Genomic DNA, 23,354 nt, shown 5'->3' on the forward strand with positions numbered 1-23,354 from the left:
TTTTTCTATTGAAAATCGTAATCTGCCTGTTCATCAAGTGGAGCTAAGTATAACAGTATTACCGGGTGAAGATTTCATTTGGAGCTTGGCATCGCAACAGTCACTTATAAAAGTATGATGCGTATTAATCCGGTCATGAGCAAAACAAAAGCGACCAAAAGATCGCTTTGTTCATGATAAGGCAAGAATTATTTTTTGCCTTTTTTCACGGGCTTTACCGGCTTTTCAGGAACATCCTCCTTTTCGATAGGAGGATAAAACTTGACAGCCACCATAACAACACGATTGTGCTTCACACCGACCTTGTCGGTCCACTCTTCAGGCTTAAAGTAGCCTTCAATGGTGAGCATCGTACCTTTGGTCAGTTGGTCGAATGACCCAGTATTCTCGTTTTTACGCCAAGCCTCAATATTCATAAAGGCTGAAATGCGGTTGGTTTCCTCGGCATTCCTTTCCTGACGGCTTACGGCCAATGGGAAACGTGCGACACTGCTGTTGGTGAACTCTCGGATTTCAGCGTCTTTACCTAAGAATCCGGTTACTGTGAAATTGTTTTCAATCTTTTTCATGTTGAATTGCTTTTAGAAGTTATTAAATCAATTTTTACACTGCCTAAAAAGTAGATGTCGTTTAAGGGATGCACCAAGGATAGCGCGTCAATACGCTTTATTTTTAGCCACAGGTAAAATCGAAGGCTCGATAAAGGAAGATTGAAGCGGCTACGCCATTGGTCAAGACAACCATGTCGTTCCCGTCGGCATACTATCTTTGCAGAGGAAAAATGATGATTGCTTCGATAAAAAGCGATTATGGAAAATGGGAAACAAGTAAACCGGTAATGATAAGGAAAAAGAGCAAATCCAAATGTCGGCACAAAGGCGAGACATCCGTCCGAAAGTCAGTGAAGAATAGCAAAGCCAAAGCGAGACATGCCTGGCTTGAATTGAGACTGTAACAAACAGAATACCATCCAATCAGAAAAAAGGCCACTGCATAAGGAATGTGTCAGCCAAGAGTGGACAGAAGCGTAGGTAGCCCATCCTTGGAGGATAGTGATATCCGCATCGAAAAAAAAATGGAACTGGAAGGAAAAACGGCAGGAAGAACCAGACTTTTCACAAAGTGGTTTCCAATTCGCTTTGTGCGAATGGCTGGTTTCTACAAAAGGGAGTGGCGCAGCCAAAAGAAAAAGTTATAAAAGGAAAATGGAAGTAAGGCTGAAATGGGTGATTCCATTCCAGCCAGTCGATGATATTTGTCCAAGGTGTCATTGAAATTCAACCATCATAATACGATGCTCGAATATTTTGGTTTTGTCGCTGGGACGTCGCTGGCAAACCCAAAGGTGTCGTGCACCGTAACCGTATGTGAAATATTCATCAAGTGGAGTTTTTTTCTCCAACTGTCTCATGCTTTCACGCAATTCCGCCTCATTGCCAGAAAAAAGAATCGTGTTAATGATTCGGAAATAAAGTTCAGTTACCTCGTCACAATAGGGGCAAAAGCTGTGTTCAATTGTTACTTTCATGCTTCTTTTGATTTTTATTGTACTTCGATTATATCTTCAATTCGACCATATAGGACAGAACGTAGTGCGGTTTTGTCAATGGTATAATATTCGGCAATATGTCCGTGTTGTTTCACGAAATACCGTTTGAGAACATCGGAGAAGTCAAAACGGTAGCCCATTAAAGCGATACCTCTTTTGAAATGGCAGCACTCTTTCACATTGCGGGTGAGCCAGTTCTTTTCTTCCCGACTCAACTTGTCGCCATTATCAAGACGTTCCCGTAATTTGTAAACCTTGCTATCTTTCAGTTTTTCCAATTCGGGCACATCCCATTGGACGAATTTCATTGCTATCTGTGTCATGGTTTCTATGTTGTAAAATTGTAAAAATTACTTCATCACAGTATTTAATACTCTCTCTTTGCCACAGATGAAACGAACAGTGATTTTGTTGTCGAAATCACCGACAATCGTTCCATCCGTGTGTCTCTTATAGAATAAGCAAAGTGTAGGATAGACCATAATTTTACTTTATCTTCTTCTACTCATTCAGTTATTAATTTGACCTTCCATTCTCCCTGAGAGAATATTCTAAAGCTCACGTACTCGTCTTCAAATTCATAGGTTAGAATCTTGATATAGACTTTATCTTTGTCCTCCAACGATTCTACCAATTTTTTGATTTCTTCTTCTGGATACACCCAACGAGAGGAAAATTCTGCATCTACACTATCACCATATCGATTGGTAAATTCGCTGAAAGTGTCATCCAAGAAAGCCTCTATTTTGTCGAGGTCTGTTTTATTTTCCGTTCTTGCGTGGAAAATGTTGGTTGCATAATTTGCCATAAATACCAAGTTTTAAGTTTGTTACTTTCCCTCCTGTAGCATTTCACTTACTTTCGGGCTTGATTGAAATTATGTCGCTTCAACAGGTGGCATGGCTATGTATGCAGGGTTTCACTACAAAATACTACCTCTGCGAAGCGGAGCGTGGAGATTTTGTAGTGAACCTTCAGGTTACAACCTTGCATACAATAAAGACATGGCAAATACCTTTGCGACACAATTCCCATCGGGCAGACCGAAAGTTGATATGCGAGCATGTGGGAGTTTGCTCGGTACGGATGTGTGTAAAAGGTGGCTATGAAGTAAAAGAGTATCGCAGCGAAAAGAGAAAAGAGGCAAGAGCTTATCTTCTCTTTTGGCTGTATGGGTAGAATGGGAAAATCACAAAAAGTAACATGAAAATCCAGTTTGGTTTAGTTTGTTAGCCTTATATATGCTAAACTAAATTAAACTAAATATAGGCAGGCATTTTTGGCTGCCTGTACAAAAAAGATTATCTTTGCTACAAGCAATACAACTTCAAGAGATAATAATTTGTATTCTCTTTATGAGCTGCAAATAATTTGTTAGTTAAAGTTAGGAGCAAATTCTTCGAATGATGAGAGCAGATAAAATTGCTCAGAATGCACTCTGAAAGCAAACAAACGAAAAGAAAGAAACAGAGTGCAAATAGAAAAATGAGAAATCACTTTAATTCCTATTTTTGTTCCTTATTTGTTTCTCCATTAAAATTACCTTTCTTATAATATATTGATTATAAAATATTTAAGTGTATATTTTTAAGATGGTTAAGAATATTGACAATGAATATATCTATGAAGCGGAATTGGAACGGACAACATCTAATGAGATTGTGGGAATGCGTAGAACCAGAGGTTGGACAGATAATCAATATGTTTATTTTGCAGCCCAGTTCTCAGAACCTTTTCAAACTGTTGAGTTTGTACAGGATAAGAAGATAGTTTCCGCCGAAACCAAACAGGTGGGTACTGACTTGCAAGCGATTCTGACATTCGCTGACAAAGATGGAGAACCTATAATCGCCAAAGTAGGATTGTCATTGGTAAGCGTGGACAATGCGCGTAAAAATTTGGCGGAGGAAGTGAAAGACTTCAATTTTGATGCTGTGTGTGCTGCCGCCCGGAATGACTGGGAACAAGCGCTTTCATCTATTACTGTCGAGGGAGGCGGTACAGACGATTTGAAAAATTTCTATACTGCCATTTATCATGCTATGGTTGTTCCTAATGTAGTGAGTGATGTCAACGGTGAATATCGGCGGCATAATATGCAGATAGGACAATTGCCAAAAGGGAAAATGCAATACTCCACTTTCTCTCTTTGGGACACTTTCCGTGCATGGAATCCTTTGATGACGTTGATTGATACTGCATTAGTCAATAATATGGTGAACTCTTATCTGGATATTTACGATGCTTCCGGAGAACTTCCTATTTGGCCGCTTTCTGCCGCAGAGACGGGAACAATGATAGGATACCATTCGGTGTCTGTTATTGCTGACGCTTATTTGAAGGGGATTAGAGGATTTGATGCGGAAAAGGCATTGGATGCAATGAAGGTTTCCTCTGAAAAGAATAAAAAAGGAGCGGATTACTATATAAAATATGGATTTATCCCTTCGAACATAAAGAAAGAATCTATATCTTGCTTGCTGGAATTTGCTTATGATGATTGGTGCATAGCGCGTATGGCTCAAGAAATGGGAAAAGAAGATGTTTATCGGAAATATATTGAACGTTCCCAGAACTATATCAATGTGTTTGACGGTTCTACCAAATTCTTCCGTGGAAAGCGGATGGATGGCAATTGGGAGACTTCTTTCAATCCATTCGAGGTAGGACGTTCCTATACGGAAGCTACTGCCTGGCAGTATCGCTTTTCCGTACCCTATGATGTGAACGGAATGGTGCAATTGTTTGGGGGCAAGGAAAAATTTATCACTGCACTCGATTCTATATTTATCGCAGACCCAAATGTGCATGGTGATCTTGCGGATATTACAGGGTTGATAGGACAGTATGCTCATGGTAATGAACCCAGTCATCATATCGCCTATTTGTATGATTATGTAGGGCAGCCCTGGAAGACACAGGAAATGACACGCCACTTACTTGATGAGATGTACCAACCTACTCCGGGAGGTATCAGCGGCAATGAAGATTGTGGACAGATGTCCGCATGGTATATCTTGTCCGGTCTGGGCATTTATTCCGTTTGTCCGGGAAGCAATGAATTTGCATTGACCACCCCTCTGTTCGAGAAAGCGGTGCTTAAGTTGGCAAATGGAAAGAGACTGACTTTGCTTGCCAATGATCCGAAGAAGAATATCTATATCCATAAAGTAGAGTTGAATGGAAAACAGATAGATACTAACTTTATTACTTACGCTCAATTGATGGAAGGAGGAGAGCTTCGCTTTACTCTATCAGACAAGCCGGACAAAAGCAGAGGTATTTCGGAAGAGGCTTCTCCTTATTCTTATACCAAAGAAAAAGTGGTTTCCATTCCTTATGTAGATAGAGATCTGAACTTGTTTATGGATAAGGTGACAGTAGCTCTTGCCACAACGACCGAGGGCGCGGAGCTTAGATACACTCTGGATGGGACCGAACCTACAGAAAAGTCTTTGCTCTACGATAAACCATTTAAAGTAGATATGACTACACAGATTAAAGCAAAAGGATTTAAAGAGGGGTTCCGCCCGAGTAGAACTTTGTCTATTACAGCTACTAAAGCTGAATTGAAAGCGTCGCTTCCGGTACATCCTTCACGGAACGGTACATCCTATAAATATTTTGAAGGAACTTATCAAAAAGTGGCTGATATTGAAAAAACTCCATTGTTAGAGGTAGGTGTATTGCCGGAACCCTCTATAAAGGAAGCAAAACAGAAAGATCATTTCGGTTATATATTCTCTGGTCTGATTAATGTTCCCGAAGATGGAGTTTATATTTTCCAGACTCGTTCGGATGATGGTAGCGTTTTGTATATAGGCAATGAATTGGTGGTGAACAACGATGGGTCACATGCCGCTATTCCTGCTACAGGATATATTGCGTTGGAAAAGGGATTCCATCCGTATATACTTTATTATTTTGAGGATTATGAAGGGGAGCATTTAAGCTGGTTCTGGAAACTTCCTTCTGCAAAGGAATTAGCACCGATTCCTACTTCAGCCTTGTTTGTAAAATAATTAATGACATAATGCCATGGAAAAAATAATTTTATTAGTTTTGCCATTTTTCGCTGCATCATGCGGCCTAGTGAAACAACAGGCATCTGCACCGGAGCCTGTCAACGTCATGTCTTTCAATATTCGCTATGATAATCCGGAAGACAGTCTGGACAATTGGAGATACAGAAAGGATCGTGTGGCAAATGCTATTCATTTCTACGACGTGGATATATTGGGTACACAAGAAGTGCTTCATAACCAGTTGGAAGACTTGAAGCTGCGTTTGCCGGAATACGGCGTGGTTGGAGTAGGCCGTGAAGACGGTAAAGAGAAAGGAGAATACAGTGCACTTTGGTATAAGAAGGATCGTTTCAACGTGCTTGATTCAGGATATTTCTGGTTGAGCGAAACACCCGAAGTAGCCGGTTCAAAAGGTTGGGACGGTGCTTGTGAGCGTATCGCTTCATGGGTCAAACTGCAAGATAAGGTTTCCGATAAAGAATATTTTGCCTTGAATACCCATCTGGATCATGTGGGGGGGATGGCACGTCGTGAAGGTATAAGCCTTATGCTGGATAGAGTGAATGAGTTAAGTGATGGATTACCGGTAATTGTGACCGGAGATTTCAATTCAGAACCGGAATCAGATGTGATCAAACACGTCACAGATTCTGCCAATCCGGAACATCTGACGGATGCTCGCCAGGCATCTTCCATTGTTTATGGGCCTTCCTGGAGCTTTCATGATTTCGGAAAGATTCCCTATAACAAACGTCCGTTGATTGACTATGTATTCGTACGCAACGGTCTTAAAGTCTTGAGATATGGTATTTTGGCTGAAACGGAAAACAACGGTTTTTTGTCAGACCATACGCCTGTACTGGTAACGGTTGAATAGTGTATAAACTTAAGAAAGAGACAACTTAGTTAAAGTAATGATAACAATGAAAAATATATTGAGAAACTTCGTATTCATAGTTTGGGCAGTTGCATTATTGCCCGTCAATGTGTCGGCGCAAAATCGTAGAGACAAGGAGCAAACGTATGTATTGGAACAACCGTATGAAGTAACCAAGATAACTCCTTCTCAAGGAAAGAAGATAAAAAATGTCATTCTGATGATCGGAGACGGCATGAGTCTTATGCATGTATATTCTGCATGGACAGCCAACCGTGGTAAACTCTTCTTAGACAACTGTCAGGCTGTAGGTTTGTCGAAAACTTACTGTGCAGATAAACTGATTACTGATTCAGGAGCGGGGGGGACAGCTATTGCTAGCGGACAGAAAACAAACTATCACTATGTAGGTGTAGATACTTTGGGACATCCTTTGAAATCATTGGTTGATTTTGCTGCTGCCAAAGGCAAATCTACGGGAATTGCAGTAACCTGCCGTCTTTGGGATGCTACTCCTGCTGATTTCTGTTGCCATAATAAAGACCGCGATGCTGAGAGTGAGATTGTGACAGATTATGTGAATTGTAATGCGGACTATGTATTTGGTGGGGGTGCCAAACTCTTTGAAAATCGCGAGGATGGACGTGATCTGTTCAAGGAGTTACGTGAAAAAGGTTTCCGGACTCCCCGTAGTTGGGATGAACTGGCAGGTATAAAGAGCGGTAAAGTATTCGCAGTTCCTTATCCGGTAGACACCCCGCTTCCTGCTGAACGTGGTGACCTCCTTGCACGTGCTTCATTGAAAGGAATTGATTTGCTGAATCAGAACAAAAATGGTTTCTTTATGATGATTGAAGGTTCTCAATTGGATGATTACGGGCATTTTAATGATCTTGATCTGCTGATGCAGGAGACACATGACTTTGACCGCACTATTGGCGCTATTTATGAGTGGGCAGCCAAGGATGGTGAAACACTGGTTGTTGTTACTGCAGACCATGAAACTGGTGGCCTTACATTAGTAGATGGTGATTTAAAGGAGGGTAAAATCGTATGTAAATTCTCTACAGGCGGGCATAGTGGTGTGATGGTGCCGGTATATGCTTTTGGTCCCGGAGCACAGGAATTTACCGGAATTTATGAGAATACTGCTATCTTTGACAAGATAAAGAAATTACTCGATCTTTAAACTAAAACAATATTTCCCATGCTGAAACACATTTTGTTTACATGCTTCTTTTTCTTTACGGCAATTCCGTTGCTGAAAGCTCAGGGCTGTGGCAATGATGAAAAATATCATTTGCCTTATAAAAACACGTATGTAAAAGAACCTTTGGTAGCCGAGAACGAGTACCGCATAGCCAAACCCGAAACCGTTGAACCGAAGAGTTTCGAAGAAGCCCGGCAGATTCTTCCTAATCCTATTTGGGCCGGACACGAAAAGGAACTTGAAATGTATTGGAGAGCATGGGAAATAGCTGTTGGCAATATCCGTGCTCCTCAACAGGGGTCAGGTTTCGTATCAAGTTATCTGGATACGGCTTACAACGGTAATATCTTTATGTGGGATTCTTCTTTCATCCTAATGTTTGCACGATATGGTACACGCTTCTTCCCTTTCCAGCGTACATTGGACAATTTCTATGCCAAGCAGCATCCCGATGGTTTTATCTGCCGTGAAATAAAGGCCGACGGAGCCGATTGCTTCGAGCGTTACGATCCGGTCAGCACTGGTCCTAACTTGATGCCTTGGTGTGAAATGGTTTATTATTACCAGTTCGGTGATACGGAACGCCTGCATAAGATATTCCCGGTACTTTGTGCGTATTACAAGTGGTTGAAACTCAACCGTACGTGGCGTAACGGAACTTATTGGTCAAGCGGATGGGGAACCGGTATGGATAATATGCCCCGTGTGCCCGAAGGTTATAGTCCTATTTACAGTCATGGACATATGATTTGGCTGGACACCAATCTCCAACAACTGTTTACGGCCAACTTGTTACTTGAGATGGGATTCTATCTCGAACGTTGGCAGGAAATAGAGGAATTCGAAGATGAGGCTAAGATGTTAGGGAAGTATATCCATGATAATCTTTGGGATGAAAAGACCGGTTTTCTGTATGACCAATATGCTGATGGTACACTCTGCAAAACAAAAGGAATAGGTGCCTATTGGACATTGCTCACTGATGTGTTGGATGATAAACAGCTTGACCGTATGGTGAAAGAATTAGATAATCCGGCAACGTTTAACCGGAAATTTCGTATTCCCTCTTTGTCGGCAGATCATCCTAAGTATAAAGAGAACGGGCGTTATTGGCAAGGTGGCATATGGCCGGGTACCAACTATATGGTGATGCAGGGACTTGTAAAGAAGGGATATCATAAATTGGCCCGGGAGATTGCTTTGAATCATTATGCCGAGGTTCTGGAGGTATATAAAAATACAGGGACATTTTGGGAATACTATTCTCCGGAGAAAGCGGAGCCTGGATTTATGGCGAGAAAAGAATTTGTGGGCTGGACTGGGCTTCCTCCTATTGCCGAACTGATAGAGTTTATTATCGGCATTAGGGGAGATTATGTCAATCAACAGATAATCTGGGATATGAATTTGACTGAAACTAATGGAATAGAGCGTTATCCTTTCGGTTCGGAAGGAATCATAAACCTGAAAGCTGAGGCACGTCGTTCTGCAAATGATGAACCACGTATCGCTGTTGATACGAATATCGGTTTTGAGTTGCTGGTGCTTTATGGTGGTAAGGAAAAGAAGGTGAATGTAACTCCCGGTAAGCATACCTATTAAAAAAGATTGTCTATGAAAAGAAATATGTCGCGGCGTCATTTCTTGAAAACAGGAGGACTCGCTTTGGCTGCTATGGCTATGTGCCCACCTTTGTCGTTTGCCTCCTCCGAAATGCCGGTGCAGAAGTACATTTCTCTGCGTCCTCCTGTGGGCAAAAGACATTTTGTATCGAAGGCGGTAGAGGCAACTATTGAGCAGACCAGGCCAAAAATAAAAGATGAGAAGTTGCGTTGGATGTTTGAGAACTGTTTCCCTAATACGCTCGATACCACCGTCAGGTATAAAATGAAGGCCGGCCGGCCGGATACATTCGTCATAACAGGTGATATTGACGCTATGTGGCTCCGTGATTCATCTGCGCAGGTATGGCCTTATTTGCCATTGATGAAAGATGATAAGGAACTGCAACTTTTAATAGCGGGGCTTATTAACAGGCAGGCGGAATGTATTCGGATTGATCCTTATGCCAATGCATTCAATGACGGTCCGTTGGGCAGTTATTGGGAGACTGACCATACACAGCATATGGTGAAAGAACTGCATGAGCGCAAATGGGAAATAGATTCTTTATGTTACCCCATACGTCTGGCTTATCACTACTGGTTGTTGACGAAAGATATTTCCGCATTTGATGCAGATTGGCACGAGACTATGAAGCTGGTAGTGCAGACCTTTAAAGAGCAACAACGCAAACAAGGTTTGGGGCCATACAGTTTTACGCGTGATTGTGACCGCCCGACTGATTCACAAATTAATAACGGATGGGGTGCGCCGGTAAAACCGGTGGGTTTGATCGTTTCCTCTTTCCGCCCTTCGGACGATGCTACTCAATACGGCTTCCTTATTCCTTCCAATATGTTTGCAGTGGTGTCATTACGGCAGTTGGCAGAGATAGAACGTGAGGTTTATGATAATCTTCCCTTTGCGGAAGAATGTACTGCATTGGCGGATGAAGTGGATGCCGCTATCCGTAGATATGGAACATTCAATCATCCTGTATGCGGGCGGATATATGCTTTCGAAGTGGATGGTTTCGGTAATGCCCTTTGTATGGACGATGCCAATGTTCCTTGTTTACTGGCGGCTCCTTATTTGGGCTACTGTTCGTTTAAGGATGCCGTCTACCGGAATACCCGTAAAATGATATGGAGTGAAAACAATCCTTATTTTTTTAAAGGCAAAGCTGGTGAAGGTGTGGGAGGCCCCCATGTGGGGTTGAACTACATTTGGCCGATGAGTATCATTATGAAAGCTTTTACGACGGATGCCCCTGAGGAAATACGCAGTTGCCTGAAACAATTGCGTGATACGGATGGCGGAACAGGTTTTATGCACGAATCCTTCAACTCGGAGAATGCCGCTGATTTCACGCGCTCTTGGTTTGCCTGGACGAATACATTGTTCGGTGAACTTATCCTTAAGATAATCCGGGAGTATCCCGGCCTTTTATCCCAAGCATTATGAAAATGGCTTATTGGTTGCTTACTGTATCATTTGCCCTTTTTCAGTATGGAGATGAAGTAGAAATATACTAATATCAAAGAATCATGAAAAAATTAATTATTTTTTTATTCGTGTTGTCGGGTTGTGTCCCGGCTGTGGTTTTTGCGCAGCAACAATTCTCTTTTAAAGATGGGAAGTTTAAAATTGCCCAATTTACGGATTTGCATTGGACACCCCGATCTCTGGCGTGTACTGAAACAGAAGCGACCATCTGCGCCGTCTTGAAAGCGGAACATCCTGATATTGCCATATTGAGTGGAGATGTAGTAACTGAAGATCCTGCCATTGATGGTTGGAAGTCTGTGATTCGTATCTTCGATGAAGCTAAGGTTCCTTTTGTCGTTACTATGGGAAACCACGATGCGGAACACATGGCAAAGGACGATATCTATGATCTTCTTCTGGAGTCTCCTTATTATGCGGGAGCAAAAGGACCGGAAGGCATCATGGGATGTGGCAATTGTGTGATACCGGTTTATGGCTCGAGAAACAGAGAGAAAGTAGAAGCATTGCTGTATTGTATGGACTCTAATGACTATCAGCCGGACAAGCTTTACGGTCCTTACGACTGGATTCACTTTGACCAGATAGCATGGTATCGCAAGCAAAGTGCCCGTTTTACCAAAGAAAACAATGGAAACCCTGTGCCCGCATTGGCTTTCTTCCATATCCCTTTGCTTGAATACAACGAGATAGCAGGTGATGGAAAGACTTTCGGTAATAACAGGGAAGGTGAAGTCGCTTCTGCGAATATCAATTCCGGCATGTTCGCTTCATTTATTGATATGAAGGATGTGATGGGTGTATTTGCGGGTCACGATCATGATAATGATTACCTTGGAATTAACAAAGGCATTGTACTTGGGTACGGACGTGTAACCGGTGCGGATGCTTATGGTGAACTGACGAGGGGAGCACGCATCATCGAACTGTACGAAGGCAAATTCAGGTTTGATACATGGATCACTACACCTTCGGGACGTGAAGCGACCTATTATTATCCTTCCGGCTTGAATTCAGAGGAAGAACGGACCGCGGACTACCTGCCGGCAGTAAAGAATGTATCTTCACCCAAACAAGGGGTGGCATATACCTATTATGAAGGAAAGTGCAAGCGGGTTGCCGGCATCGCTTCTTGTCTTAAAGTAAAAGAAGGGGTTATGAAGAATATTTCGATCAAAGAGGCTGCCGTTGCAGATCACTTTGCCTATGACTTCCATACGTTGATACAGATTCCCGAAAAAGGAATATACCGTTTCTATACATTCTCGGATGACGGTTCAATGCTTTATATTGACGGTAAATTGGTTGTTGATAACGACGGTGGACATAGTGCCCGCCGCGCCGAAGGAAAAATTGCTCTTGAAAAAGGTTTTCATGAGTTGCATTTATTGTATTTTGAGGATTACATGGGGCAGGAATTGGAAGTAGGATTCTCCGGACTGGATTTTCCGGAAGTTCCTCTGCAGGATGAAATGCTGTTCTTACCGAATTAAGAGAGCGATTCTTTCAATAGTTATCATTGGACATCATCCGGTGTTCTTTCCTGTATTCATAGGGAGAGACGTTCTTTAAAGTTTTAAATTGGCGGGACAGGTTTTTGAGATTATTTATTCCTACTTGTTCCGCCACATCTGCAATCGGGGCGTCGCTTGCCAGAAGTAATTGTGCAAAACGCTCGATCCTGAGATTTAAGATATATTTGTGAATGGATTGCTTGGTGACCTCTTTGAAACGTATCTCCAACAGACGGCGTGATAAAGGCACTTGCTTGACAATGTCCGATACAGTGATGTCATTGGCTAAGTTTCGGTGGATATATTTCAAAGCTGTGTGAATATGTGTGTTGGTGGTAGAGTAAAAGTCTGTTGAAAGCCTATTTACTATATTTACTGGTTGGAGTACCACGTCTTGGTAAGAACATTCTTCGTCGTTCAGTAAATGTTCTATAAGTTCGGCAGCTTCGAATCCACCTCTCACAATATTTTGACTGATACTGGATAGGGGAGGATCAGACAGATTGCATATTATTTCGTCATTATCAACACCTAATATGGCTATTTTGTCGGGTACTCTGATATTGTTAACCTTACAGATTTCAGTGATGCGGTTACCTTGGTTGTCATCACAAGCCATAAGCGCCGTGGGCTGTGGCAATGATTTTAACCATGTAAGCAGAGGAGGAGCTTCATAAAACCATGAATCATCAAGTGACTGCTCTTGATAGGAATAGAAATTATTGCCGAAACCATGCTCGGCTATACACTCGTAGAAGCCTTCGCAACGTTCCTGCGACCAAACGGTATCACGGTAACCATAGAAAGCGAAGTTCCGGAATCCTTTGCTTAAAAAAAACTCTGCTGCCATCCTGCCGGTTTTGTGGTAGTCGCCGGTGATGTTGGGAATATTGCTGAATCTTGATTCGTAGTCTTGCGCAATTGCGATAATTCCGTTTTTACGGAACAACTCTACATTATCATCATTATCAAATCTACCGATAATGGCGTCTGCCTGCCACGCTTTTGCCCATTTCAGAACCCCTTCTATCCCATAAGTAAGTTTATAGGAAGGTGGCATCCGGCATACAACCCATGGTTCATGTTTTTTTGAGTATGCCAAAACCCCTTTCAATAAATTGTATGAAAAGGATTCTGTAAAGTCAGTCAATAGTATCAGTCGAATCATGGTATCTGGTAAAATCAAAATAAATGAAAGAAATAGCTTTAATTTGGTTTAGAAGCCTATCAGTTGGTCGTTTCTTATCTCCTTTTGTCTTTGAATATAACGATGAAATCGTACTTAAAGAGTAATAAAATGGGATCTTACATATCGACCTGACTGATAAACAGTGGCAAGTTATAGAAAATCTTTTAGATGACAAAGGGGCAAGCGTAAATATTCTCTCCGTTCCACTTTTAATGGTATTGTTTACTTGGCAAAGACCGGAAGCAATGGTGTATGCTTCCTAAGGAGTTGCCCCTTGGGAACCAGCCAAATGTCATCCGTTTGCAGAATAATGGCGCAAAAAGATAGCGAGTTTCCGCTTTTTGATAACAGATCCCTTTGTTATTTCTGACATTCCACAGTTCTCCACTGTCTGGTCGAGTGATTTTTTCAATTTGGTCTGGTCTACATCATGCTGGTATTGGCCGACACCGATGGGCTTAGGATCGATCTTGACCAGTTCCGCCAGCGGATCCATCAGCCGGCGAGCGATGGAGACGGCCCCACGGACGGTGACATCATAATCGGGAAACTCGTCACGGGCCGTTTTGGAGGCCGAGTAGATGGAAGCACCCTGTTCGCTGACAACAAAGACCTGCACGGGACGGTCGAACTGTTGGTGCGTGACGAAGTTTTCCGTTTCGCGGCTGGCAGTTCCGTTACCGATGGCGATGGCCTCTATCTTGTAAGCTTCAATCATTTTGCGGAGTTTCGAAGCCGCTTCAGTTTTTTTGTCTACCGGCGGGTGAGGATAGATGTTTTCATTGTGTACGAGATTGCCTTGTGCATCGAGGCAGACCACCTTACAACCGGTGCGAAAGCCGGGATCGATACCCATTACCCGTTTTTGTCCCAAGGGTGGGGCAAGAAGCAGTTGGCGCAGGTTTTCGGCAAAGACCCGGATCGCTTCGTCATCGGCCTGTTCTTTTACTGAGGGAGGCAAATTCGGTTTCGATGGAAGATTTCAGCAGACGGCGGTAGGCATCCGCGCTGATGACAGCCTGGCGGGCAAAGAGATTACGCACTGCATTACGGGCACGTTCGTCTTCGCTCACCTCGGTGTCCATTTGCATTGGAGCGATTTGCTCTTAAGCGGGTTGTTTTTCGCCATGGTTGCCATTGTCGAAGAAACTATGATGCGCGGATATGTTCTGGGACGTTTGTTGCGTACGCGTCTCAATAAATTTATTTCTCTTCTCATCTCTTCCCTTTTGTTTGCGTTGCTTCATCTGATGAATCCCAATGTGGCTTTTTTACCCATGCTCAATCTGGTGTTGGGAGGGTTGTTACTGGGAGCTTCCTATCTTTACACCCGTAATCTCTGGTTTCCTATTTCGCTTCATTTCTTTTGGAACTGGATTCAAGGGCCCGTACTTGGCTATGAAGTCAGTGGCAATCGTTTCTGTGAAACCTTGTTTTCACTTCGTCTGCCTGCAAATAATTTGATTAATGGAGGGGTATTTGGTTTTGAAGGTTCGCTGGTTTGTACCGTATTGGCAACACTCTTTACACTATTCATTATCTGGTGGTTCGAACAATAAAAAAATGTCCCATGTTCCGCTGAACTTTGGGACATTGATAAAACAAACACCACATTTACTTCACAGTAAGTTAGAGTGGAAAAGCAAGAGCGCATTTACTTCACAGTAAGTTCGTTGCGCACTATTAAACACAAACAAAACAAAATAAAAGCTGTACAACAGCCATTATAACACTTGCATCAATGTATGTTTATATTAATTTTTCCATAACAGAGGGCATAAAGTATGTGGGGGTGAATCTTATTCTAAAATTTATACGTCGTTCCCACCATTAACCCTACTGTTCCCCGTATGGGTTCCTGAAGGTCTGCCCGATAACTTCTGTCTTTGAATATATTGATCCGGGGTTCCAGCCAGAGTCCGCTATGTGCCGATAGCCTGATTTCTCCCTGTAGTCCGATGCGTCCGTTCAAGATAATTGAAGACGATGATTCCGCTCCGGGAAAATAGCTCCCGATGCCACCTGCAACGATCAGGTTGAACACGTGGCTGTCCCGATCGGAAAAAAGCCTTGTGAGGCTGCACAGATAGTCAATGTTGAGGCTGATATTAAAATCGCGGTTGCTACCGCTGTCTTCATTATCCAAAAAAGCGGTACTACTACCGGCACTGATCCGCATCCCGTTAAATTTGTCGAACCATTTACCTAAAGCGAATTCCGTGTCGAACAATACATTTCCGGTGTTTCCGGTACCGGCTGCCAGCGAGGCAAAACCTCCTTTAAGGAAAGTCAGGGTAGCGTATCCTGCCGGTTTGTAAGTAATACCTGCCATTAGTGATCCTGCCAGGTTATATCTTTTCCACGATGACTGGTTGTCCACCCGGTCCGGATAAAGTGCCAGTTGTGGCTCGATAAACAGGTTAAAAGCAGACGATACATTCAGTTTCCCTTGTAGTCCTGCCCTCAATCCGTATGAATGGATTGTTTTTTGGTCTTTTACGATAGTGGCCTGATAACTGAGTCCGAGAGCGCCGATCACTTCGAATACTCGCTTCGGGTTGTATCTGGCGGCAAATGCACTGATATTGATCAAGTAGTCTACATTGGCTCCTGCCAGATGCATATTCGTATTTCCCTGTTTCCCTGTTTCCATTGTGTATATTCCCCTCCGGCCCGTAGTCCTATGACGGGGGTCAGCCAATTACCTGCCATGAATGATGCCCGTGGCCCGTGGGCGGTTTGTCCGCCTCCTACGTTAAACAGATAACCGATACCCGATCCGACAGAGAAAAACAGATGTTCCGATCCTCTCTTCGAATGGAACTTTTCTGCTCCCTTTCGTTTGGGCATCAAATATTCTGAGGCCTTTATATTGTTTTTTCCTTCTGTTGAATCTTGCTTTTGCTCTTGTGCTGCCAGAGTTCCGCATAAGATGAAACCGATTCCTAGCAGCAGGATTCTTTTATAGCTCTTTCCCATATTCTTCATTGCTTTATCGTTTTTTCTTCATTCAAGCCGCTCTCTTCCGTTTCGGTGTCTTCCGTTTCGTTTTTTTCTTTTGTTTTCTCCGCTTTTTCCTTCAGTTCTTTCTTTTCATCTTCCAACTGTTGCAGCAGGTCGGTTACGTCTCCGTCTATCTGTGCAATCTCTTTCAGTGACGGATCTTCGTTCAGGGCCCGTTTAATGAAAGCGTATGCTTCGCTCACTTTGTCCAACCTGTTGGCACATGCCGCCCTTAGATAATAGCTGAGTGGTTCATCCGGTAGTTCTTGTGCCTTTTCCCATGCTTCTTCATTTTGCTTCATGGCCATTAATAATACCACTTCATTTATGCCGCCTTGCGTTCCGAACCGTTCATAAGCATCCTCAAAATGCCCGTTGTAAGCTCCAACGATGGCTCTTACGTCTTGTGTCATGTCGTTGTCCGGCAGAAAGTCTATAATCGAGTCCGCCCGGTTATAAGCTCTTTCGTCCATTAAGGCGATTACCTGATTACAGAGTAGTTCTGTGGGAGCCGATCTGCTGACAAACGGTTCCAGCAATTTGCTGTCTGCTTTCTTTTGTTCTATCAGCAACGCAGCCAATTCGTTGGCCATAATCATAAATTTAGGATATTGTTCCAGTGCCTGTCGGCAGATCACTTCGCGTGTAGAGTCATTATCGGCATCCAGGTATATCCGCCAAAATTCATAGGGTACCAATTTTTTATAGTCCTGTTTATACATTATGCGTATTTCTTCATCGTTCAGCAATCTCATCACCGAATAGTTGAAACTATATTCCACCCGGCGCAGCCGTGGTAAGTAAGTCGTTAGAATGACATTCCGATATTCCGGTAGTCGTAGGATCCGGCTGTACTGTGAGGCCATGTTGTCCGGATAGCAATTGATGATTTCCCGTAACTTGTCTGTAGGCAGTGAGTCGCGTTCCATCAATTCTGCTACCTCTTCCCATGAGGCCACCACTCCTTCTGTATATGTACTGTCTTTTATTGCGTTTATAGTACCTCCGTTCAGAAAACCAAAGATACGTTTCAGCGTACTGTCCGTGCGTTTTTGTGCCAGTTTCAGATTCGATTGATACGGACCTTCAGGCGAAGATACCCCTTTGACCGAAAACGACAGGAATTCCGAGTTCGGATCGGTTTCTATTTCCTGCAGGCGCAAGCGCATTTTCTCCAATTCTCTTTGGTTGTTCGGATCTTTTTCGTCTATCGTTGCCGAGTTGATCAGGAAGTTCAGCTTCACTTCTCCTCTGTCGCCTCTTTGTTGTTTTTGAGGTTTAGGGATGTATTTTTCATCTCTGATTTTCATGCCATCTGCTTGGTACGTAAAGAAACGCATCGGATTTACCGTACCTTTGGCTATCACTACCGTATCTTTGTATGCCAGTTTTTTATATTCTACCAGATACATGTAGATGTCACACCGGCATTCATCGTCCGGGTTATCCATATAGAGGGAGTCTACGTAGGCAATCACTTCATTCTTATCAATCTTTTGCGTTTTCTCCTGAAAAGCTGCTAACGGGTCTCTGCTCAGGTCGAATTCCATCATTCGTTCCAATGTGATGGCATACTCCTTTCCGGTCACCACTGCCGGGCGGAACAGGCTCTGTGTTTTACGGGTAATATTCACCAACATCGGTTGCACTACGATACGTGTATTCGGCTTATACATTTCTTTGGGAATTTTTACTTTAGGGTGGATGATGTATTGATTTCCGACGATTTCGATGTCGGTTGGTTCCGGTAGCAGTTTGTCCACCACTTTTTTGGCGGTGATCACCACTTCGTCAATCATCGATGCTTCGTATGAGATCACTACGTTTATCGTTGTCTTTCCTTTTAGTTTTACCGTTTTTGATGCGTAGGCAAATCCCGAGAAATGCAGGGTCGTATTGGGATCTGCCATGATCTTGAACTTTCCGTCGAGGTCTGTGATGCCGTATACATCTCCCTTTTCATTCTGATCTCTGATTACGATAGAGATGGCAGGCTCTCCCTCGTCATCGATTACGCTTCCGCGTATTTCTACTTTCTGGGCTTGTCCCCATGCCGGAATAATGGCGTATAGGGCCATTATCCCCAATAGCAAAAATCTTTTGATATTCATTAGGGTTATTTTATTTGGCTATATAAATAAAAGATACACTTAGTTTAACCGGTATGGGGGCCCATCCCGATTCATTCGGTTCACCATGAGTGCTTCCCGGTTGGTAGCGCACCAACCTGTAGCGTGCCACACCCACACCGCCTGATACCTCAAGGTTCCAGCGACGTGACAGAATCCAGTTGTATCCATACGTGACACCCGCGGCCGCGGCATCTCCATAATATGCCCTGCGGTTTATTCCCACATCGAACATGGAATAGAATCCTGTGATACCGATGTAATGGCGTGCCAGCAGGTTCCGAAGCCAATATTTAGCTTCAGCTTGTACGCGTCCATGGCGGTAGAAAAGTTTATCTGTAATCTTCCAGGGATTAGCCGATGCCGAAATTTCAGCTGTCATCCAATCGTTTAATGGGAATTCCACTCCCAGATTGGGGGATGCCGCCAACCATTCCAGCGTATTAGTCTTGATGGCCATGCGTTGGGCGGATACTTGAAAAGATATTGCTATGAAAATAAAGAGTATAGCCCGTTTCCCGAATAGAGACGGGAAATTATATCCGGCTATCTCCCACAACAAGTTGGGGAAATCTAGTTTTAAATTAAATGTATTCATAAACGCGCTCACTTCTGTCTAAAGCGTGCTGTCGTTTATTCTTGTCACCGACAAATATAGAGGTTTTAATCGGGACTTTCCAAATAATCAAAATCTTTTTTTATCAGTTCTGATAAAAAGGTTTGCAGGTCGGTTTCCTGGTTCAGTTGTAATTTCTGCCGGAGCCGGCTCCGGTTGCTTCTCACGGTTGAAGTGGCTATGTATTGGAGTGCTGCTATTTCTTCGGTTGTTTTGTTTTCCAGTATCAAGCAGCAAAGTTGTATTTCTTTGCTACTCGGTTGCAGGTGCAAAGCATTGAAAGCAGCCCATAGTTTTAGCTCGGATGTCATTCTTGCCTTTTGTCGTTGCATGGTTCGTAGTATTTCCTGTAATCTTGCCAACATGATGGGAGGAAAGATATATGCCACTGCCAGGCTGGGCAGACTCATCAAATAAAGTTCGGATGATGTATAGACCCCGATGAACATATACAAAAGAATCGGGGCGAAAGATAATATCATTACGGTGTGTCGACTCACAGAGATGGAAGCCAGACCACAAGTAACCATACCGATCATCAGATCTTGCGACAAAAAGAAGCCGGTCTCTTCCGGTGGGAGGTAGATACGGCAGTACATTGATATTAGGATATTGCTTTGTATGGTATAAAAGGTGCATTTCAACAAGAAAGTTATCTGTTTCTTTTTCCGAATCAGCAGGTAAGTGAACAGTAAGAATAACCCCAGGGATAATATGTTACATAAAGCCAGTAACAGGTCTTTTCTGATCAGGTAGACACAAAGGTCGGCGATGATTCCGATACTAAAGCAGCCCACTGTACCGTAATAGACGAAATAAATTGTTTGTCGCTTCGGATTTCTTATTTCTTTGAACTGTAGATATTTCTTTTGGATGTACTTTTTTGTTTTTGGCAAAGACAGGTATTTTGAATTCATGTTTTTTTAGGTTCAATATGTAATGTTTATAACGAGCCTACGTAGGCGTATATATTCTGACGGACAGACTTTCGAAATGGCTTTTTTATCCCATAATAAATACAAAAAAGAATGAAAATAGAAGGGGGGAGGGTGAAGATCTTGAAAAAATGTACTGAGTTCGTCATACGTGTCATCAAGGCTCACCATATACCTGCTTTATCGGATGATCAATCACTTAACTTATGTGTTAAATCAAACATCAAGACATGAAATACTCCATTTACAACTTTTCCAGAACAACGATATTTCTGAGTAATCCTGAACTTAAATATCTTTTTAGACCGAAAGATGGCGAATGAATCTTTCTGTTTATTAGTATATTCCTTATAGTCTAATCCTTCAAAATTATAAATATCAGCCCACGACAATTCAGCAAAAATTCTAAAAGCATCCGCAAACAATGATTCGTCCTGTTCACTTATTTTCTATCAATCAAATCGAAATTTATTTTAGAATTTCGATATAAATGCTTCGTATCTTTATGCAAAGATAAAAAATAAAATTGAGACTTAGGGCAGAACGCAGTAATAAGACTGATGAATAGCGGTTTAGATAATAAAAAGGAAAAAGCAGCAAGCCATCTGAAACCAACAAAAAGCCAAGTGAGGACAGAGCTACATTACTATCTCGTTACTTTCTTTTGGCTGGTAGATGATTTTTGATAGCATGAAAAAAGAAGAAAATCAGATTTCTTTGCACTGATTGGCAGTGTTTTGCATATCAAGAAACAACTCTACAGGTAATAATTTTGTCACTTAAAAAATGTAGAGTATGAGATCAACATTTAAAGTCTTATTTTATCTAAAGCGCAATGCTCCCAAAAAGAATGGGCTTGTGCCGGTCATGTATCATTTCTCCATTTACGATAATAATACTAAACTGTATTCCAGAGAGCAAAGTCGCAAGGAAGCATGCGCCATTGACATCCGGTTTTTACTAAATAAAAAATAACATTAAAAATAGAACGAAAAGAATGTTTTCGCTTGCGATCTTTGTCATCTAAAAGATTTTCTATAACTTGCCACAAGTTTATTACAAAGCAGAACAGTAGAAGTATGAACATAAAAGAGATACTAAACCAATCCGAAGGGCGTAGATTGGAATTTAAGGCAGAGTTGCCGGAGCATTCCGATTTGGCTAAGACGGTTGTGGCATTTGCCAATGATGCAGGTGGCGACCTGTATATTGGTGTGGCAGATGATCCTCGTGAAGTGGTAGGATTGGATGAGGACAAATTGGTGACTATCGAGGAGAAAATAAGTAATATTATTTTTGACCGTTGCTATCCTGCGATATTGCCGGAAATAAAATTTATAAGCGAAGAAAACAAACACTTGATTCAGGTGACTGTTTTCAGAGGTAGCACGCCACCTTATTATCTCAAAGAGAAAGGTAAGTTACAAGGGACATTTATTCGTGTAGGCTCGGCCAATCGACTTGCGGATGAAGCTATCATCTCGGAATTGGAACGTCGGAGACGAAACATCTCTTTTGATAGCGAAGTTATACCAGATAAGCCTGTAAATGATTTGAACATAGATGGTTTTAAGGCTATATTCAAGGAGAAAACGGGGGAAGAATTATCCGACCAAGCATTAAGGAAATTAGACTTGGTTAAAGATATGCAAGGAGCAGAATATCCGACCAATGCGTTGATTCTATTCTCGGACGACCCGTTGCGTAACTCGTTGTTTCACTATGCAAAGGTGGAGTGTGCTCGTTTTAAAGGTGTTAGTATCGATGATTTCATAGACCAAAAGAGTATTACGACCAATATTGCCACACAAGCAGAGGAAGCATACAACTTTGTGTTACGCCATATCAATAAAGGTGCTTCGGTTGAGGGAGTGTACACAGTCTCTCGTTGGGAGTATCCTGTTAAGGCAATTCGTGAGGCGATTCGTTATGCGGTGGTTCATCGGGATTATTCTCTCACAGGAAAAGACGTTAAGATTGCGATCTATGATGATATGGTAGAGATAACCAGTCCGGGACTTCTACCACCATCAATCGACTATGCTGCAATGGAAAGCCGTCAGAGCGATGCACGCAACAAAGTAATAGCCCCTGTTTTCAAACGTCTTGGTATCATCGACCAATGGGGCAACGGCTTGAAGTTGATTGCCGATGAAATGAAAGAGTATCCAAACATCGAACTTCGTTGGAGAGAGGTGGGCTTGTCGTTTCAGGTACAGTTTGTGAGGCTGGATTATGTGCTGAACGCAGAGCGGATAAAGGATATACAGCAAGAGTTGCAGCAAGAGTTGCAGCAAGAGTTGCAGCAAGAGCTACGAAAGGCGACATTGTATTCGGAGGTATTGCGTTGTATAGTAAGTAATGCTTTATCAAGGCAAGATATATCCCTTGCATTGGGACAAAAGAAAGTATCGGGACAATTAAATAAAGTTATTCAAAAACTGATTGCCAACAACCTGATTGAAAGAACTATCCCTGAGAAACCTAACCATCCTGCTCAGAAGTTTCGACTAACAGAACGTGGACAGTTATTTCTTGGTTTACTTGCTAAATGAAATGATTATGATATATAGCTATCTACATTGAAATAAAACCTCGCTTCGACTATATAAACCAAAGCGAGGTTTTATTATTCCAAAAACTTTTCTAACTTTGTAACGAAGTTGTTTTAAGGTACGCAAAGCACAGATTATCAATGCAGCTTTACTTTTGCCAAATCGTTACCAACAACTTATTACTTCTCAATTACAATCTAACATTCAGATAGATACAAGTAATTTTCTTATCCTCTGCAAAGATAAAAATAAACTATGAATGCGGTTTCTACTATTCATGAAAATCTGCAAATCTCTATGTTTTCATATATCAAAGTAGTACTGCAACTATAGATATTAAGATTAAATAGCAATACACCTTATTTTTGATGATAAGTGTGTCTAGTCTGGATCGATAGTCTCTACTTAATATTGCTTTCTATTTGCTCAAAAATCTTTCTTTTTTGTGACGCATACCCTATTTTTTTCTTTTGTGATAGAAGTTGTTTATTGTATATATATGCAAAAGGAAAATGTTTTTGAGAGTCTGAATAATATGTTATTCACTTTTCTGCCCATAGGAAGTGAATAACGTAGTTGCAAAGAGTTCGTTCTTTGCCGGCAGAAAGTTAATTCTTTGTTTATACGAAGTTAACTTCTTGTCG

General features: G+C 42.1%; 15 protein-coding genes and 5 pseudogenes. 9 read left to right on the forward strand and 11 right to left on the reverse strand.

Annotation, left to right across the window (positions count from 1 at the left end):
• Positions 1-188 precede the first annotated feature (188 nt).
• The 4 genes from BSHG_RS09300 to BSHG_RS09285 form a co-directional block, all read right to left on the reverse strand.
• A complete protein-coding gene (locus tag BSHG_RS09300; protein WP_004308735.1) occupies positions 189-569 on the reverse strand; it encodes a single-stranded DNA-binding protein in 381 nt (126 codons plus the stop codon).
• Between the two features lie 698 nt (positions 570-1,267).
• A complete protein-coding gene (locus tag BSHG_RS09295) occupies positions 1,268-1,528 on the reverse strand; it encodes a hypothetical protein (RefSeq protein WP_004308737.1) in 261 nt (86 codons plus the stop codon).
• Between the two features lie 14 nt (positions 1,529-1,542).
• Positions 1,543-1,872 carry a hypothetical protein gene (locus BSHG_RS09290; protein ID WP_004308738.1) on the reverse strand — a complete coding sequence of 110 codons (330 nt, stop codon included), beginning with the start codon at positions 1,870-1,872 and terminating at the stop codon, positions 1,543-1,545.
• Between the two features lie 182 nt (positions 1,873-2,054).
• Complete coding sequence (locus BSHG_RS09285) at positions 2,055-2,357, reverse strand: hypothetical protein (RefSeq protein WP_008659523.1); 303 nt, start codon at positions 2,355-2,357, stop codon at positions 2,055-2,057.
• 71 nt (positions 2,358-2,428) lie between these two features.
• On the opposite strand from BSHG_RS09285, the gene BSHG_RS21990 reads away from it, so the two are divergent.
• The 7 genes and pseudogenes from BSHG_RS21990 to BSHG_RS09255 all read left to right on the forward strand — a co-directional run bounded on the left by BSHG_RS21990 (position 2,429) and on the right by BSHG_RS09255 (position 12,262).
• Positions 2,429-2,728: a hypothetical protein gene (locus BSHG_RS21990; protein WP_008777440.1), complete on the forward strand. Its 300-nt coding sequence runs from the start codon at positions 2,429-2,431 to the stop codon at positions 2,726-2,728.
• Between the two features lie 419 nt (positions 2,729-3,147).
• Positions 3,148-5,571: pseudogene (locus BSHG_RS09280) on the forward strand (GH92 family glycosyl hydrolase); the annotation flags it as partial.
• A 16-nt stretch (positions 5,572-5,587) separates the two neighbouring features.
• The gene (locus tag BSHG_RS09275; RefSeq protein WP_005794950.1) at positions 5,588-6,451 is read left to right on the forward strand and encodes an endonuclease/exonuclease/phosphatase family protein; all 864 of its coding nucleotides are present in this window, start codon (positions 5,588-5,590) and stop codon (positions 6,449-6,451) included.
• Between the two features lie 46 nt (positions 6,452-6,497).
• Complete coding sequence (locus BSHG_RS09270) at positions 6,498-7,640, forward strand: alkaline phosphatase (protein WP_005794948.1); 1,143 nt, start codon at positions 6,498-6,500, stop codon at positions 7,638-7,640.
• Between the two features lie 18 nt (positions 7,641-7,658).
• On the forward strand, positions 7,659-9,263 hold the full coding sequence (locus tag BSHG_RS09265) for an MGH1-like glycoside hydrolase domain-containing protein (protein WP_005794946.1): 1,605 nt from the start codon (positions 7,659-7,661) through the stop codon (positions 9,261-9,263).
• Positions 9,264-9,275: 12 nt separating this feature from the next.
• Complete coding sequence (locus BSHG_RS09260; RefSeq protein ID WP_005794945.1) at positions 9,276-10,727, forward strand: glycoside hydrolase family 125 protein; 1,452 nt, start codon at positions 9,276-9,278, stop codon at positions 10,725-10,727.
• Positions 10,728-10,810: 83 nt separating this feature from the next.
• Positions 10,811-12,262, forward strand: a complete 1,452-nt coding sequence (locus tag BSHG_RS09255; RefSeq protein WP_008659530.1) for a PA14 domain-containing protein — start codon at positions 10,811-10,813, stop codon at positions 12,260-12,262.
• Positions 12,263-12,275: 13 nt separating this feature from the next.
• On the opposite strand, the gene BSHG_RS09250 is transcribed toward BSHG_RS09255, so the two are convergent.
• On the reverse strand, positions 12,276-13,451 hold the full coding sequence (locus BSHG_RS09250) for a xylose operon transcription regulator XylR (RefSeq protein WP_008659531.1): 1,176 nt from the start codon (positions 13,449-13,451) through the stop codon (positions 12,276-12,278).
• A 397-nt stretch (positions 13,452-13,848) separates the two neighbouring features.
• Positions 13,849-14,548: pseudogene (locus BSHG_RS09245) on the reverse strand (RNA-binding transcriptional accessory protein); the annotation flags it as partial.
• On the opposite strand from BSHG_RS09245, the pseudogene BSHG_RS23275 reads away from it, so the two are divergent.
• Positions 14,546-15,031, forward strand: a pseudogene (locus BSHG_RS23275) (CPBP family intramembrane glutamic endopeptidase); the annotation flags it as partial. The pseudogenes BSHG_RS09245 and BSHG_RS23275 sit on opposite strands and share 3 nt — an antisense overlap.
• Before the next feature lie 245 nt (positions 15,032-15,276).
• On the opposite strand, the pseudogene BSHG_RS0220375 reads toward BSHG_RS23275, so the two are convergent.
• The 5 genes and pseudogenes from BSHG_RS0220375 to BSHG_RS21995 form a co-directional block, all read right to left on the reverse strand.
• Positions 15,277-16,451, reverse strand: a pseudogene (locus BSHG_RS0220375) (hypothetical protein).
• Between the two features lie 5 nt (positions 16,452-16,456).
• On the reverse strand, positions 16,457-18,586 hold the full coding sequence (locus BSHG_RS09235; RefSeq protein WP_008659535.1) for a tetratricopeptide repeat protein: 2,130 nt from the start codon (positions 18,584-18,586) through the stop codon (positions 16,457-16,459).
• A 10-nt stretch (positions 18,587-18,596) separates the two neighbouring features.
• Positions 18,597-19,202 carry a DUF3575 domain-containing protein gene (locus tag BSHG_RS09230; protein ID WP_008659536.1) on the reverse strand — a complete coding sequence of 202 codons (606 nt, stop codon included), beginning with the start codon at positions 19,200-19,202 and terminating at the stop codon, positions 18,597-18,599.
• Between the two features lie 65 nt (positions 19,203-19,267).
• Positions 19,268-20,137, reverse strand: a complete 870-nt coding sequence (locus tag BSHG_RS09225) for a helix-turn-helix transcriptional regulator (RefSeq protein ID WP_005786708.1) — start codon at positions 20,135-20,137, stop codon at positions 19,268-19,270.
• Between the two features lie 919 nt (positions 20,138-21,056).
• Positions 21,057-21,242 (reverse strand): annotated as a pseudogene (locus BSHG_RS21995) (transposase); the annotation flags it as partial.
• Here BSHG_RS21995 and BSHG_RS09215 point away from each other — a divergent pair.
• Entirely contained in the window at positions 21,235-22,710 is a 1,476-nt protein-coding gene (locus BSHG_RS09215; protein WP_008659540.1) for an RNA-binding domain-containing protein, read from the forward strand. The pseudogene BSHG_RS21995 and the gene BSHG_RS09215 overlap by 8 nt on opposite strands.
• The last annotated feature ends 644 nt before the right edge of the window (positions 22,711-23,354 follow it).

The organism is Bacteroides sp. 3_2_5, from assembly GCF_000159855.2.
Lineage (GTDB): Bacteria > Bacteroidota > Bacteroidia > Bacteroidales > Bacteroidaceae > Bacteroides > Bacteroides fragilis.

What these genes read in the sequence shown, in the direction of transcription:
- BSHG_RS09275 (WP_005794950.1), top strand. Translation starts at nt 5,588, where the DNA reads ATGGAAAAAATAATTTTATTAGTTTTGCCATTTTTCGCTGCATCATGC.
- BSHG_RS09225 (WP_005786708.1), bottom strand. Translation starts at nt 20,137, where the DNA reads ATGAATTCAAAATACCTGTCTTTGCCAAAAACAAAAAAGTACATCCAA.
- BSHG_RS09255 (WP_008659530.1), top strand. Translation starts at nt 10,811, where the DNA reads ATGAAAAAATTAATTATTTTTTTATTCGTGTTGTCGGGTTGTGTCCCG.
- BSHG_RS09250 (WP_008659531.1), bottom strand. Translation starts at nt 13,451, where the DNA reads ATGATTCGACTGATACTATTGACTGACTTTACAGAATCCTTTTCATAC.
- BSHG_RS21990 (WP_008777440.1), top strand. Translation starts at nt 2,429, where the DNA reads ATGTCGCTTCAACAGGTGGCATGGCTATGTATGCAGGGTTTCACTACA.
- BSHG_RS09215 (WP_008659540.1), top strand. Translation starts at nt 21,235, where the DNA reads ATGAACATAAAAGAGATACTAAACCAATCCGAAGGGCGTAGATTGGAA.
- BSHG_RS09235 (WP_008659535.1), bottom strand. Translation starts at nt 18,586, where the DNA reads ATGAATATCAAAAGATTTTTGCTATTGGGGATAATGGCCCTATACGCC.
- BSHG_RS09230 (WP_008659536.1), bottom strand. Translation starts at nt 19,202, where the DNA reads ATGAATACATTTAATTTAAAACTAGATTTCCCCAACTTGTTGTGGGAG.
- BSHG_RS09290 (WP_004308738.1), bottom strand. Translation starts at nt 1,872, where the DNA reads ATGACACAGATAGCAATGAAATTCGTCCAATGGGATGTGCCCGAATTG.
- BSHG_RS09260 (WP_005794945.1), top strand. Translation starts at nt 9,276, where the DNA reads ATGAAAAGAAATATGTCGCGGCGTCATTTCTTGAAAACAGGAGGACTC.
- BSHG_RS09285 (WP_008659523.1), bottom strand. Translation starts at nt 2,357, where the DNA reads ATGGCAAATTATGCAACCAACATTTTCCACGCAAGAACGGAAAATAAA.
- BSHG_RS09265 (WP_005794946.1), top strand. Translation starts at nt 7,659, where the DNA reads ATGCTGAAACACATTTTGTTTACATGCTTCTTTTTCTTTACGGCAATT.
- BSHG_RS09300 (WP_004308735.1), bottom strand. Translation starts at nt 569, where the DNA reads ATGAAAAAGATTGAAAACAATTTCACAGTAACCGGATTCTTAGGTAAA.
- BSHG_RS09270 (WP_005794948.1), top strand. Translation starts at nt 6,498, where the DNA reads ATGAAAAATATATTGAGAAACTTCGTATTCATAGTTTGGGCAGTTGCA.
- BSHG_RS09295 (WP_004308737.1), bottom strand. Translation starts at nt 1,528, where the DNA reads ATGAAAGTAACAATTGAACACAGCTTTTGCCCCTATTGTGACGAGGTA.